Origin of the sequence: Bradyrhizobium pachyrhizi, from assembly GCF_029714545.1 — a bacterium.
In the GTDB taxonomy this organism is placed as follows: Bacteria; Pseudomonadota; Alphaproteobacteria; order Rhizobiales; family Xanthobacteraceae; genus Bradyrhizobium; species Bradyrhizobium pachyrhizi.
In genome coordinates this window covers 7404040-7417797 of the sequence record NZ_CP121667.1, presented here as the reverse complement: position 1 = coordinate 7417797, position 13758 = coordinate 7404040, and the positions used below count along the sequence as shown (strand labels likewise).

Sequence of the window (13758 nt, the reverse complement as noted above, 5' to 3'; positions counted from 1 at the left end):
TTGCCGGATGGTCATGCAGTTGGAGGCGATTCAGCCTTTTCTGAGGTCCGGGTAGCGGCTTTTGGCCGGGGCGAGGAGGCAGCATCTTGCAGAGCAGTCCAGGACGCCACCCGCGAAGAGCGTCGAGGACCGATTTACTGTCGCGCATGCCACTCTACAGAGTCGAGATTCATGACTTAGCCTATACTTCTTCACTCCGGTTGGCCTAAATGGTCGTCGGAATCAGATCCGAGTAACGTCAGGCATGTCCCTAGCCTTGACTTAGACATATCTTTCAGATTGTCGGCCATTAACAATAAGCATTTACTGGACTTAGGATTCATGCGCCGCCCTCCGTTCGCCGCTGCATTCGTGATTTCCGTTCTGATCGGCTTCGGATCGGCTTGGGCTGCCTCCCGACGAAAGAATTTCCGGTACACAATGCCGGTCCCAACGGACTTTTACTGCTTGCAAGGCCGCCACCTGGGGCTATCCTGACAATTGTCAGTTCGCGACATACGAGCAGTGCACGGCCATCGCATCCGGCACATACGCCTATTGTGGAATGAACCCGGTCTATGCTTTCCAAGCGTGGAGACCGCGTTGACGGTAAGTGGCCCGGTGAAGTTCCTGCTTTGCGACGGCCTGTATTCAGAGATTTGTCGTCAAGGCTCGACTAACACACCTTCTATGCAGCAAGTATTTTTTCTCTGCTCTACGCCGGACTTCCACAACGGCTGAATGCTTGTCGAACTAACCCGTTTCCAGTCTCTTCTATTCACCCCGTCGCCGACGCCGCTTGACGTCCGAGACGATCGCATCTGACACGAGGATTCCGCAACGATGCGTACCTTGACTTCGTCGTTCCAGCGTCGCCGGACCGTAGCTGCGATGCGTTGACAACACGCGCGATCATCTATGCAAGCCGTCCTCTGAAGACGGAGCGCATATTGCCGATCTACTCAACACTAACAAGGTGCAGGAGACACGCCGCTTACCCAAGGAATGCCTGGGCGCTATTCCGGAGACGTCGATCTGGGGGCGGCGCGTTGCCCGCGAATTAACGATAATCGTCGAACGACGTGTCAAGCCAGGAATGATCGTCGCATGCGCGGCCATCGCCACGATGGCAGACCTGCCGCATTGCCCCTATTGCAGGCCGCATAGCATGGTTGGCCCAGACCAGTTGGCGACCGGACACAAGCTGCGCGTGCTCACGAGCGATCTTGACCTGTGGACCTACCAGCGCGGCGTCATGCTGGACCTTCTTGCGGCCCGGCAAGCCAACCGACAATGCGTTCATCGACGCCTTCAACGGTCGCTTCCGGGCCGAATGTCTCAACACGCATTGGTTCCTGTCCCTTGCCGGACGCCCAGGAGAAAGTGGAGACGTGGCAAGATACTATAACGAAGAACGGCCCCGCGGGCGATCGGCAACAGACCGCCGATTCCGTTGCAAAATCACGTCGGCGCATCCAGTCTGCGAACGTTCGGGGTGATCCAAAGTTGCTGCATTCGCTGTAGCCTGGCGCTAGACGTGCCAATCTGGCAGCTCCTCCAGATAGCCAAGCTCCTTCGACGACAATTGTCGCCCACAATCAACTACCAATCCTCGCAATTGATCTGATGATGGAAGCATGAGCATCATAACGCTTGTTACTGAGAATGCCGTACCGGTCCGGTGGCATCGCATCCGTTGGAAGATTTCGGGATATAAAGTCATTATCGGCGAATGAGCGCGAAAAGGACACCAGTACGACATACTTGGTATGTTTCCTTTCAGCAGTCGAAGGGACCAAATCGATACCCCATTCGAGAAACCAGAACCTTTCGGAGTGAGGCTGACGCAAAAAGATTTGCCGATGAACTGCTGAACAATCCCCCTGCGAGTTCGACTACCATATTAGCAGGAACGATAAACCCACACTATCCAAAGCGCGTAATTGGATCGAACGAGATAGTGCTTTGGATAGATGGTCGCAAACGCACCTCATAAAGCAAGCGCAGGGCCGCTACTCGCAGGCAGAAGCAGTAGACCGTCGCCCGCTGAGGCACGAAGTCAAAGGGGGCGATTGCGGACTGTCGCGCGTGACCGAAGCGGGGGGGTAGTTAGCACGCATCGCGATGACGGTCGACGCAAATGCCGCAGATACATCGACTCGCGAGCAATGTATGCGCTCATTCAATCCGCTGGCCGACTTGAAGTCGATTCACCACATATAGACAGGCCTGCGATCTGGTCCGCCATTCGATTTACGAGACGCCACGTTCGGCCGATTACTTGAGCATCACGCGGCACAGTACCGTCTTCCAGGAAGCGGGCTGCCTTGCAGATGATTTCAATATCATTGTAGCGGAATGCCGCCGCTCTAGCTCCAGAGATCACAAGGACAGCATCAGATGTGAAGTATAACGTCTGATCCGAGCGGCACTTGCAGATGACGTTGCATTTGACCAGGGACGGGTTAGCTCTCCTGACGCCGGAAACACTCTGATGCGCACATGATCCACCGGAGTCATACGGAATGGTGTTTCTGAACCTTATCCGTTATTTGACTCCATGGAATGGGCCGGGGTTTTGCTCTCCCTCCTGGTGCTCGGTGCCAGCGCCGTTCGCATGTATTTTAAGCGGGCGGCGTTGCGCCGTTTGTAGGCACGCTACCAACGCCTGGCATGGCGGCGACTCGCGTTGCTTATCCCCACGTCCGGATACTCAATCACGCGAACCGCACCACCACCATTTCAAGGAGGGGGGCGAGCCCCAATCATGTGGCAGCATAAGCGGATAACGCGTCCGATTCTCCGCCAGCGGTCTGAGCTTCGGCTCGAAAAATAGGAGTGGCTTATGACTCGCCGTATTACATGCATTGTCAAGCTGCCCACCCATCAATACCGCCATCGGCGCATTCAAGCCGTCGGCGGCTCAGGGTGGCAACGCCCGGAAGAGACAGCCATAGCAAACGTAAAGCGCGATCCGGACGCTTATGAGGTCACTGAACAAGGGAAGACGGCCAAGGTGATCGTCAAAACCCACGATGGTCGCGAATACTTGAAAACCGAGAATGATCGTTTTCTGCCCGACAACCTTCTGAGCCCCGATGACTGCCTGCGACTAGAACGTTAGGACGGCTCGCACACCTCAAATGCATCATGCAGCGCCGGGCGCGGTCTGCAGCTGAACCCCGGTGCCTATGGCCCGACTGGACGAGCTGCTTCCTTGGGCATCGACCTACACGATGCATGCACACGATCGAGGCTGGCGGCATGAGCCTCAACACGACGGCCGTCAGGATCAAGTTGCCTCTCAAGAACGTGAAACTGGAGATGATGCGGTGGCTCGTCGTACCGGTGACTCTGCGCCTTGATCGCCTGCATCTGACGCTTCAGACGGCGTTTGGCTGGACGAATAGCCATTTCTGCGAGTTTCTGGCTGGTGAAGGACGTTCGGGCATCCATGACCCGGTGGTGATTGCGTCCCCAGCCCACCGATGCCCGCAAGGCGCGGCTCTACGATATTGTTCGCGAGACTGGCGCGAATATGATGCATTATCTCTATGACTTCGGCGACAGCTGGGATCATGTCATCAAGCTCGAAAAATGGTTCGACAACAGCACGAGAGAGGGACTTCCCCTGTTGTCGATGCCGCTGGCCGGTGCCCTCCAGAGGATGCTGGAGGTGCGCCCAAATATGCCGAGTACCTCGATGCCATCAGCGATCCTACTCATCCAGAACATGAAAAGAGCGTCTGTGGGGAATCGAATAATTCGATCCCAACGTCATCGACCGGAAGGCGAAGTCGCGGTCAACGCATGACCGGAATTTGCAAGCCACGCTCGCGCAAGCCGCGATCAAAGCAGACGTCAAGCGCCAATCAAAAGGGGCAGAGCTACGCCTACGAGCGCAGACCATGCCGGCGGCATTGACCATGTAGCAGGACTGATGCGCGGCGGCCGCGATCGATGTCGATGTAGAAGTCGCTCCTAGTCAAGATCGCAAAGACTACCGGTGGCTTAGGCCTCGCGTCCAGATCTGCGGAAGAACGCCATAAGAGTTGCTGCGCTCAGCAGGACGTTCTTGATTCGGGCCAACGTGCTCGATGGTTCATCGGGCACGACTGACATGCGTCTATCTCGTCAGCAACAATTGTAGGAATTCGAGGCGCAAAACATAGTCGGCGCCAATCTGCTGAGCGTGCAGGTTTGTTTTGAACGCCTGCCAACTCTGGTAGAAGCCTCGCGCTCTGTTCTGATGATACTACACCAACAGTGATAGTCGAAGCGGTCCAACGCAACAGAGTCTCAGAATGAAAATGGCCGTTTGGAGGGGGCTTGGCGTCTTTGCGGCTGGTTGGTAGTGACCGTTGAGTCAGGCAGATGCTCGCGAAGCTGCTGGGTAGCTCGGTGCGGAGCTGAAACGGCTCGAGGCAAAGCGTCCGCTTGAGAATCGAGGCGATGGCGTGTAAGCGCTAGGTCTAGTCTCCGACCATTAATGGTGAGCACAAGCATATGGATGGCGAGCCGATATGCCATTGCGCCGCCCCAAGTCCGACTGAAGCGCCCGTATCATAAAGAACGTCATCGACCTCAAAACGCTGCGCGCCGTAGGATGTTTCGGATCATTGCAGCCATCGAGCGCCAAGCACAGCTGGCGCCGCCCTCAAGCTCAAAGCATGCAACGTGGTCGCGCTGCGGCAAAGTGGAGTTTTTACTCTTTGTCTTAGCGGGCGGAATGCGCTCGCTCGCGCTTGTCCGGTATCCGCTGAATGACAACGACATGAAGTCGCTATTGACGGCCTAAGTGAAGGGAATGACAGGCGTGTCGGAGAATAGACAAAGCCAGCATCAAGTGATGCGAATCACGCGGTTCAAATTGCGGATTGTTGCCTGGCATGAAGAATGCAGAGCTTCAGCATGCCTAGGGCGCCCTCTCTTAGGCATGGCTACCATCGCAACTTGAAGCCGTGGATGGCCATTGAAGTTAGTGGCGCGTGACGTAATGGGGGACGGCGTTCGCGCGAAATATGGCGGGCGCTAGTGTCACGTCGCCGCTGACTTCTAAGCGAAAGCGCTTGATGGCCAGTCCAGCGTTGGTTCGACGGGTCGGCGGAGATCAGGAAGGATTCTCTGCAGATCGAGAAAATGGTTAAATGGCGAGCACTTTGTCTTTGCCTATTGTGGCCTGCATGACTGAGCTAGCCATCACGAGCAACAATGTTCACGTTGAAATCTACGTGGCGAGTCGAAGTTGGTGAAACTGCAGAACAGATTATCTCAAAGGAAGCCAAAGTGGCACACTTTGTCCCCCGAATATGAGGAGTCGCCGGTGGAGTTGACCGAGCTGAATACATTTTCTTTTCGTGGACCAGACATCGCGACAATAGATCACGCGAGGAGTATGTCATCCCTTGGAAGATCACGCCGGACGGGGCGATTATGATTGCATCGGCATATGCAAGCCGATGGAGCTGGGTTGACGTGCCTTCGCGCTCTCCTTGATCGCCAGTGAGGTCAAAGACCGAGAAAAGGATGTGAATTGTCGTTTTCTGCGTGATCCGGCCAATTTCAACTTGGTGACGACCGCACGAGGCGAGCCAGGCGATCTCTTGCCGAACGGCCGCTGCAATATCGATGGACCTGTTGGAGTGGATTACTTGCTGAAGGTGGATGATAAGCAGACCACGAACGGTGATCTCTGGCGCGTTCTGCTCTTGGTGAACTGCAATAATCCAGAGCCGAGTATTGTATCCGTAACGGGGGCGTCGCCTTCGAGAGACGCGAGGGACAAGATTGGGAGCCGCAATCCTTTCTTGCCAAGCGTATCGCGGCATTTCCTCCGGGCTCCTGGTTTGATCACATAGAGCCGAATGAACGGGACGTCCAAGAGGGCCTCGGCAAATGAACGCAGAGAACAACTTCGCGGCGCGGCTCATTGAAGCCGGGCGCCTTACGGCGTTCACGTTAGTACCAGCCCACATAGAGGCAGAATGCAGTCCAGCCGGCCATTGCCAAGATGGCCGTTATGTTGATCTGCTTTTGCGTCATGGTACTGTCGCCGTTGCGCCTTGGCCGAGCTGCGTTTGGTGGCGATTGACAAACACCAGCAGCTCAAAGGGGGGCATGCAAGATCCGCGCCGCCGAAGACGGCGTATCGCAGCAATCATCGGATTGAGGCGGGGCCGCGCAGCGATACCGTGGTTCGTTCAGGTGCTGTATCTAGGCGTGCTGCGCGACGACATGCCTCGTGACCCACTTGCTGCGACTGGGGCGCGCCACTGGTTCCGCAATAACGTCAAGATGATGGGCCCAATGCTCGTCGAGCTCGTGAAGCCGACTTGGAATCAGCAGCATGAGAGTTTCCCGCCGCAGCAGACAGCAATCGTGTGCTGATGACGCAACAGGCGCCGTGCAGCGAGTTTTTCGAGATTTGGGCGTGGTCTCATGCCGTCCAGGCTCGCGCGATGTCAACACGACACGCGCGGTCACCTCAACTTAGGAACGGAACGACGATGGCAACGGGTACGATTAAGAAATGGATCGGCGATCGCGGCTTTGGCTTCATCGCGCCAGATGATGGCGGCGCAGACATATTCCTCCATGCATCTGCGCTGCCGCTGAGCACGGTGCCTGAAGTGGGCGCGCGCGTCTCGTTCGAGGTCAAGCTCGACCCGCGATCGGGCCGGATGCGAGCGTGCGACGTGCGCATCGCTGAGTGACGAGTGATTTATGAGAGATCATAAGAGCGGCGTCTCAGTCGTGCTGAACGACGTCTCGAGGTTCGTATAATCATGTCGGATCTCGCGAGGCTCGAGAACAAAGACCGCTCATTCAGCCTCACGTGTTCGAGAGAGCTGCTCCAGCCCGTTCTATCAGCCGCGATTGCCGTCAATCGTCGGACTAAACATCTAGTACCTCTGCACGGTGATTTTGACCGATTGAACTCTGGATCAGAGTAGATCCGGCGGTTGGTCGACATCAACGAGCAGTTCGATGCTGCGGTGTGTCCTGGGTGCCTTCGGATGAGCCGGCGCGCTCGAGCGTCAGCACCATTAGTGAACCGATGGTGAGCTGATGCGGAAGTATTCCTGCATGTCGGCTTCGGCCGGCGACCCGGCGGTGCAACCGCGTGTACTGGTGGAGTAGGCCAGATATTGGCGTTGCTTGGCGATGAAGGTTTTTCGCGAGCAGGCGGTCGTCACCAGGGGCGTTTCCTCCTTGCCGGGTTTAAGCCGCGATTCCAGGTTGACTACACGGCTCGGCCAATGCCACAAATCGGCGCGCCCTGCCGTGAAGTCGATGGCGAACTGTACCAGCCGCCCCGGCCTGGGAGCCTGAGAGGCCGTCGCTGCTGGCATCGCAGGAGCCCGCATTGTAGCAGGCGACACCTATTGTGACCCCGCTGGGGGATAGCTCTGACAAAGCGGCTCCAGTTCCGGTTGCGAGGGGATCGGTGTGCGGAGCCCATTATCATCGGCATTCCAGCTCAAACCTAGCGGCTTCAGATCGTTCTCGGCCATTGATCGTTCGGCTTGCGCGGCTTCAGCGTCGCGCGGCACGCGGTCTTCCGCAATCTGCTTATATACGAAGCCCATCAGCGCTCGCAGACGGCCGGGCCATCGAGTCTGGCTGGGAATCGTTCAGTTCGGAGTCTGCTGGCCGAGACATGTGTCGGATCATCTCCTCGAACGCCCGCTCCTTGCTCTCGAAATAGAAATAGATCGTGCCTTTGGTGACGCCTGCGCGCTTGGCAACATCTTCAAGCCGAGTCGCGGCATAGCCTTCCTTGCAGCCCCAGTTCACCTTCAGCGGCAGCGACGTCGTGGCGACGCTGGAAAGGGCCTGCGAGTGGGAAAGACGTTCTCCTAATTGTTTTGGTTCTGAAAATGATGGCCCGAATCGCAGATTCCGGCAGCCGCCGTCTGCCCGCTGTTCCCGGTCGGTCCTAATTTTCCGCAGCCTAACCACAGCACCTCTTTGTTTCTTGGCCTCGATCGTATTGAGGTCTTTCTCTGCGAACAAACACAGCTGTTCTCCGCCGTCTTCTTCCGCCATTCATAAAAGTCCTCGGCGGATGCAGTGCCGGTTCGCAAACATCGGCTTGAACGATCCGCGCTTGCATGCTCACGTTGTATGTCATCGTGAAGTCAGCACTAACTGAAGCTACTAGAAGAGGTGGGTATCACACATTGGAGATCGTGTTATCCTCTGAAGGGTGATGCGAGCTGAGCCGCGAAACCAGTCACAACTTTACAATCCTTCGGAGAGGATTCAGAGAGGAGATGTCCAATGGCATCGAGTATAGCCGAAGACGAGAAACGCCGTTCACAACAAGGGTCGCAAGTGGCTCATTCATCGGCCCCTGGGCTAGGCGGCGCCGCCGAGCATACTAAAGAGTCGACCGCAGCCGCGCGCGGCTCATTTGTATTTCCAGAATGGCGGAAGTCGATCGAAGCAACGACAAGCGTCTTCGCGGCGGCTTTGAAAGACGGATTGAGATTTTCCGCTTCCTCCTTCTACGATCAGGCCAATTTTCTAAAAGTCGTTGCCGAGGTCAAAACTCCCTCCGAGTTGCTGAAAAGCTATCTCGACTTGGCGGAGCGATCCTGGTCGAGATCGTTCAGTGAAGGATCGAAGTTGTTGGATAATCTCAAGGTACAACAACATCAGCGGTGAGCAGTCGGATCGATTGATATAAGTGACGAGCTTGGGGCGGTCGCCTGATACTCCCCCAAGATCGTCCGATTGCCAGTCATGATGGCAACGCGCCTTCGGTAGAAGCAAAGCATTTTCGAGCGGCCAGCGGTCAGCCCATTGCCGCCGCTTGCTGAAAACGGATGCGGGTGTAAAGGCAGCAAGGCTAGCTAGGCATTAGTGCCGGCAATTTGCATAAGGCCACGATCAGAGCAGCGTACCGCTTCGCTTATGTACCGCTCCGTCCGCGACTGCAAGCGCATCTTGAAAGAACGCGGGAAGCCGCGAGCTAAAGGCCGCTGTTGGTGCGGTTCTATGGCATGAGCGCTTCGGCTTCTAAGCTGGGCCAGCCGTTAGGGATATGCTGAGGCGATGTGATGATCATGCGAATGATCGACGTTGCTTATATTTGCAGTCTGCAGAGTGATGGTCGCCGCTATTCGTCCGCAAGTTTGCTCACGGTGCAAGCTTCGCGCTGTTGGGCTCGACGCTTGGCGCGCACGGGGAGGCGGCGCTTGCCCTCCCGGGTAGAGCGCAGGGACAACACGAAGGATCTTTTCGACGACCGGACGATCAGCGCAAGATGACCACCCGGTGATCAGACGATATTCATTGAGCAGTTTTTCCGAAGTCTGTACCGCCGATATTCTTCAGCACCAGCTTGCGCAAGAACGCTAGTTCTGGAACTTGGACTTCCTTGCCATCGCGCAGCCTGCGGATCCCCGCGAACAGCTTGCGGATATCATAGGTAGAATTGAACACCTCCGGCACACAACGTTCGAGTTTGAGGAGCGTGTATACGGCCTCCATCGCCGTGCGAACCGAGTATTCCGTCGTGAAGACGCAATCGCGCTCAGCCGACTCAGCAAACTGGCCGATGAAGGCAAAGTTGACGGCGCCGTTCGGCACAACATTTGGCCGATCGCCCGCCTTGCGCGGCATGAAGAGAGAGGTGACGTAGGGCATCATCACCGGCACTGTCTTTGCCGCCGTTGCAGCAAGTCCCGGTATGTCCTCGGCCGGCACGCCGAGGTGATAAAGCCATTCCTGCGTGATTTCCTCGCCCGTGCAATGTTGCATTGGCTTGTTCACGTAATCGCCGAGCCTATCAACAAAAAGCGAATAGAGCCAGACGACGATCTGATCGCTGGGCTGGTGCTTGAAATGCGGCTGGCGGTTTACCGTCCAACTGAGCAGCCAGCTCGAGTCCTTCGCCGTGACTATTCCTCCCGTGACGATTTTGCCGCTGAACGGGTCACGTTTCGCGATCTTGCGGATATAGGCGGGAATGCGTGCGTCCAGAGTCGTGATGGTCGCCGATTCCCATTTGGTGGCAGGGATATTGCCGGCGAAGACGTCCGGGCGGCCGAAGGCTGCGTCCTTGGCAGCGATACGTCGCCATAGATCCCAAGCAGGCGCCGGGCCTTGGTCGAGCCGAGAGGGGGTGTGATGGTCTCCCTTGTCCGAGTTTTCGGTGAGCGAGCCGATCGTCATGAATACAAGATCGTCGGCGCCGAGCCCGATACCGCCCGCGACGCCATCCTCCAGCCAGTGAATGGCCGTGGCCTGCTTGCGTCCAGCCTTGATATCGAAATCGACATAGGTGACTTCGACGCCGTAGCGGAAGTCAACGTCCTGCTCCAACAGCCATTTGCACAGCGGTAGAACCAGCGATTCATATTGATTGTACCGGGTAAACTTCAGCGCGCTGAAATCCGGCAGGCCGCCAATATGGTGAACAAACCGATGCAGATAAAGCTTCATCTCGAGAGCAGAATGCCATTCCTGAAAAGCGAACATCGTTCGCCAATAAAGCCAGAAATTGCTGTTCAGAAAATCACTTCCGAACACTTCGTCAATGCGCTTGTTTTCCATCTCCTCACTGGAGGCAAGAAAGACTGCAATCAACTCCTTGAGCGCCCTTTCGCTCAGCCTGAAAAGGCCGTCAGTGCGCGCATCCTGTCCCTGGTTCACAGTCGCCCGCTGCAAAGAGTAGTTTGGATCATCCTTGTTCAACCAGTAGAATTCATCGAGGACGCTGGCACCTTCGATTTCGAGCGAAGGGATCGATCGGTACAAATCCCATAGGCACTCGAAATGATCCTCCATTTCGCGGCCGCCCCGGATCACGAAAGCCCTTTCCAGGTCTTGGCCACCGTCGAGCGCCCCACCCGGTATTTTCAGCCGTTCGAAGATGGTGATCCGATCGCCGCGCATATGGCCATCGCGGATCAGGAAGGCTGCGCCGGAAAGCGCTGCCAGGCCTGCACCGACGAACCACGCCGTCTTATTGTCCACACCTTCAGGTTTGCGGGGACGGGCAAATGCTTCGTAATTTCCGCTACCATGATGCATGGAACACTCCGATCCTGGTAGGATTGACGATCAGTTGGGCTCATCAAAAGATGCTCTCGGGCGCCGGACATTTGCGCGGGACGCCGACCGTCAGGCCGCCATCGATGACGATCTCGGAACCAGTGAGGTAGCTGGAATCATCGCTGAGTAGGAACAAGACTGCCTGCGACACTTCCTGCGGCTCGGCTGGCCGGCCGAGCGGAATGGGGAAAAGAGAGGACTCGAAGCTCTCGGTCATCGGGGTGGCGATGAACCCGGGATAAATCGAGTTGACGCGGATCCCCGAGGCCGCGGCTTCCAGCGCGGCAGACTTTGTTATGCCCCACACGCCGAATTTGGAAGCGACATAGGCATGGAGACTGGCACTGCCTCGCAGCCCCTCGACCGACGAGATGTTAACAATCGAACCTCCGCCGGCGCGCCTGATGGCCGGCAAGGCCGCCTTCATTCCGAGGAAAACACCGGTCAGATTGACGGCGAGGGTCTTACTCCATTGATCCAGCGGGAACTGCTCGAGGGGAGCCATGCTGGCGATCCCGGCATTGTTGACCAGCCCGTGCAGCGCACCGAACCGCCGTTCGGCGCTCGCGACCGCCTCGGACCACTCCTCCGGCTGGGTAACGTCCTGACAGACATAGACGGCGGATCCGCCAAGTTGAGCGGCAAGCGCTTCGCCTTCCGTGTGCAGAATATCGGTGATTACGACCTTGGCCCCCTCAGCCACCAATAGGCGCGCATGAGCCGCGCCCATCCCGCGAGCCCCGCCCGTCACCAGAATAACCTTGTTGTTCATACGCCTCATGACGGATCCTGCTTCCTGCCGTTGATCAGTGACGGTGCAGCGTCTTCCAGGCATCGAAGAGGACGCTAGGATCACGCTGGCCTTTGTAGAAGGGTGAGACCGGACGCTGGACGTCGAGCAGGCCGAAAACGGCGATCTGCGCCGCGCGCACGGAATACTCGACGGTAAAGACCACGTCGTCGGGGATCTCGCAGAATTGGCCGATGAAGGCGAGATTGCGCGAGCCGTTCGGAATGACCTCCGGTCGGTTGGACCTCACGCGCGGCATGAACTGGGCCGTAACGTAAGGCATCAACGAGGTCACGACGCGCGAGGTGTCGAGAATGTGCGCAATACTGTCTGTGAACTGCAGGTGCGAAAGCAACTCGATCAGGATTTCACGCCCCGTGCATTCCGCCATAGGTTTATGCACATATTGGCCCGGCCTGTCCGGGAAAAGTCCGTATCCCCACCATACCCAGACATTCTTCGGCTGTTCGTAATAGTGCGGTTGATGATTAAGGACGATGGTCAGGAGCCAATTTGAGTCTTTGATCGTTATCAGGCCGCCCTTGCCGGCTCGACTACCGGAGAGGGCTTCAAGCCGGTCGAAGAAGCTCGAGTCGTCTGCAGTGACGGTAAATGATTCCCATTTGGACTGGTCGATGTTGGAAACGAAAGCAGCGGGGCAACCGAAGTCTGGGCTTTTGGCGGCCAAGCGCTCCCAAAGTCGCCAGGAGCCCCCGATTCGCTGCGAATTCAATACCGGAACCGTGTCCATAGAGCCGTAGCTGCTGTTGGATGTCATCGACCCATTGGTGACGAACACAACATCTCGTTCGGCCAGCTCAATGGTGCGATCCTCGCCGCCCTTCCGATAGTGCAAACGGGTCGCGGTCTTCCGCCCGCCCTCGACCACGACATCAATATCGGTCACTTCCGCCCTCATCTCGAGCCGTACGCCCCGGGCCTTCAACCAAGCGACGATCGGGCGCACTACCGCATCGAACTGGTTGAACTGCGTTCGGTAGATTCCCGCCATCGTATCGATCGTCGAGAACAGATGCAGGAAGCGTAGACAGTAGCGCTTGAACTCGACCGCACTATGCCAAGGCGCAAAAGCAAAGGTCGTGGACCATATGAGCCAGAAGTTGCTGCGGAAGAAATGGGGTTTGAACCAGTCCTGGATTGTCCTGACGCCGAGCACCGATTCTGGCGTCGCACAAAGAGCGATCAGGTCGAGCCGATCTCTCTCGCTGAAACCGAGATCGGAGACGTCGACGATCTTGCCGCCTGAAACCAAGCGCGCCTTGTCGTTCCAGAAGAACTCCTGATGAAACTCCATCAGTTCGTCCTTGGCCGATTTCGTCGGGTTGGCAATCGAAGGAATGAAGGACAACAAGTCGTAGGTGCAGTTAAACTTCGCCTCGAACATACGCCCGCCACGCATGACATATCCATCCTTCGGATTGCCGTGTGCGTCGAGGCTTCCGCCGAACTGCTCCATTTGTTCGAAAAGGACGATATTCGGGCCCGACAGCCCGCCCTCCTTGAGGAGGTAGGCCGCTGCGGCCAACGCGGCAATGCCTGTTCCGATCAAATAGGCGTTGCGAGGAGCCGCCTGCTTCGGTGGTTCCAGGCGGGAAAAGAAGGAAGCAGAGCACATAGCGTTCTCCGGCATGTAACGGTTCGAATATCGTCAATGCAATCGGCGCGCCGATAAAGGCGCGTGCAAAGAAGTTCATGAAGCACAGCTCCGGGACAAATCACTGCAAAGATCAAAATAAGCAGGAACTGCGCCGCGTTGATCGGGGCTAATCAGAGTCACGGCAGCGCGGCTCGCAAAGGACCGATTGGGTCCTTGCTCGAATATGGAATGGAAGCATCGTCATGTCGGGTTTCTGACTTCGCCGTCTTCAACCAGACAGGGGCGACAAAACGGAAATTCATTACCG

At 56.8% G+C, this 13758-nt stretch carries 9 protein-coding genes and 3 pseudogenes; 7 read left to right on the top strand and 5 right to left on the bottom strand.

Translation table 11 applies throughout. The features are described from left to right. The first annotated feature begins 321 nt into the window (after positions 1-321). The 6 genes and pseudogenes from QA639_RS34990 (at position 322) to QA639_RS34965 (ending at position 6692) form a co-directional block, all read left to right on the top strand. Positions 322-586, top strand: a pseudogene (locus QA639_RS34990) (DUF3551 domain-containing protein). 618 nt (positions 587-1204) lie between these two features. After that, positions 1205-1400: pseudogene (locus QA639_RS34985) on the top strand (integrase core domain-containing protein); the annotation flags it as partial. Between the two features lie 1424 nt (positions 1401-2824). Continuing rightward, positions 2825-3103: a DUF3892 domain-containing protein gene (locus tag QA639_RS34980; RefSeq protein WP_283088405.1), complete on the top strand. Its 279-nt coding sequence runs from the start codon at positions 2825-2827 to the stop codon at positions 3101-3103. 116 nt (positions 3104-3219) lie between these two features. After that, the gene (locus tag QA639_RS42070) at positions 3220-3537 is read left to right on the top strand and encodes an IS1096 element passenger TnpR family protein (protein ID WP_428841103.1); all 318 of its coding nucleotides are present in this window, start codon (positions 3220-3222) and stop codon (positions 3535-3537) included. After that, positions 3518-3903: pseudogene (locus tag QA639_RS34970) on the top strand (plasmid pRiA4b ORF-3 family protein). The gene QA639_RS42070 and the pseudogene QA639_RS34970 overlap by 20 nt, the downstream one beginning before the upstream one ends. Positions 3904-6485: 2582 nt before the next feature. Next, positions 6486-6692, top strand: coding sequence for a cold-shock protein (locus QA639_RS34965; protein ID WP_283088403.1), 207 nt, complete (start codon positions 6486-6488; stop codon positions 6690-6692). 333 nt (positions 6693-7025) lie between these two features. On the opposite strand, the gene QA639_RS34960 is transcribed toward QA639_RS34965, so the two are convergent. Continuing rightward, positions 7026-7331 (bottom strand): hypothetical protein, encoded by a 306-nt coding sequence (locus QA639_RS34960; protein WP_283088402.1) that lies wholly within the window; start codon positions 7329-7331, stop codon positions 7026-7028. 220 nt (positions 7332-7551) lie between these two features. Further along, the gene (locus QA639_RS42065) at positions 7552-8028 is read right to left on the bottom strand and encodes a helix-turn-helix domain-containing protein (protein WP_428841102.1); all 477 of its coding nucleotides are present in this window, start codon (positions 8026-8028) and stop codon (positions 7552-7554) included. A 234-nt stretch (positions 8029-8262) separates the two neighbouring features. Here QA639_RS42065 and QA639_RS34950 point away from each other — a divergent pair, with 234 nt between their 5' ends. After that, positions 8263-8649 carry a hypothetical protein gene (locus QA639_RS34950; protein ID WP_283088401.1) on the top strand — a complete coding sequence of 129 codons (387 nt, stop codon included), beginning with the start codon at positions 8263-8265 and terminating at the stop codon, positions 8647-8649. 627 nt (positions 8650-9276) lie between these two features. Here QA639_RS34950 and QA639_RS34945 read toward each other — a convergent pair. The 3 genes from QA639_RS34945 to QA639_RS34935 are packed head-to-tail and all read right to left on the bottom strand — an operon-like array spanning position 9277 to position 13484. Beyond that, complete coding sequence (locus tag QA639_RS34945; protein WP_283088400.1) at positions 9277-11022, bottom strand: oleate hydratase; 1746 nt, start codon at positions 11020-11022, stop codon at positions 9277-9279. Between the two features lie 43 nt (positions 11023-11065). Beyond that, positions 11066-11824 carry a glucose 1-dehydrogenase gene (locus QA639_RS34940; RefSeq protein ID WP_283088399.1) on the bottom strand — a complete coding sequence of 253 codons (759 nt, stop codon included), beginning with the start codon at positions 11822-11824 and terminating at the stop codon, positions 11066-11068. Between the two features lie 25 nt (positions 11825-11849). Further along, positions 11850-13484, bottom strand: a complete 1635-nt coding sequence (locus QA639_RS34935) for an oleate hydratase (RefSeq protein WP_283088398.1) — start codon at positions 13482-13484, stop codon at positions 11850-11852. Between the last annotated feature and the right edge of the window lie 274 nt (positions 13485-13758).

Bases quoted from the DNA above. Each gene is read 5' to 3' on its own strand.
- QA639_RS34940 (WP_283088399.1), bottom strand. From the start codon at position 11,824: ATGAGGCGTATGAACAACAAGGTTATTCTGGTGACGGGCGGGGCTCGC.
- QA639_RS34950 (WP_283088401.1), top strand. From the start codon at position 8,263: ATGGCATCGAGTATAGCCGAAGACGAGAAACGCCGTTCACAACAAGGG.
- QA639_RS42070 (WP_428841103.1), top strand. From the start codon at position 3,220: ATGCACACGATCGAGGCTGGCGGCATGAGCCTCAACACGACGGCCGTC.
- QA639_RS34960 (WP_283088402.1), bottom strand. From the start codon at position 7,331: ATGCCAGCAGCGACGGCCTCTCAGGCTCCCAGGCCGGGGCGGCTGGTA.
- QA639_RS34965 (WP_283088403.1), top strand. From the start codon at position 6,486: ATGGCAACGGGTACGATTAAGAAATGGATCGGCGATCGCGGCTTTGGC.
- QA639_RS34980 (WP_283088405.1), top strand. From the start codon at position 2,825: ATGACTCGCCGTATTACATGCATTGTCAAGCTGCCCACCCATCAATAC.
- QA639_RS42065 (WP_428841102.1), bottom strand. From the start codon at position 8,028: ATGGCGGAAGAAGACGGCGGAGAACAGCTGTGTTTGTTCGCAGAGAAA.
- QA639_RS34935 (WP_283088398.1), bottom strand. From the start codon at position 13,484: ATGCCGGAGAACGCTATGTGCTCTGCTTCCTTCTTTTCCCGCCTGGAA.
- QA639_RS34945 (WP_283088400.1), bottom strand. From the start codon at position 11,022: ATGCATCATGGTAGCGGAAATTACGAAGCATTTGCCCGTCCCCGCAAA.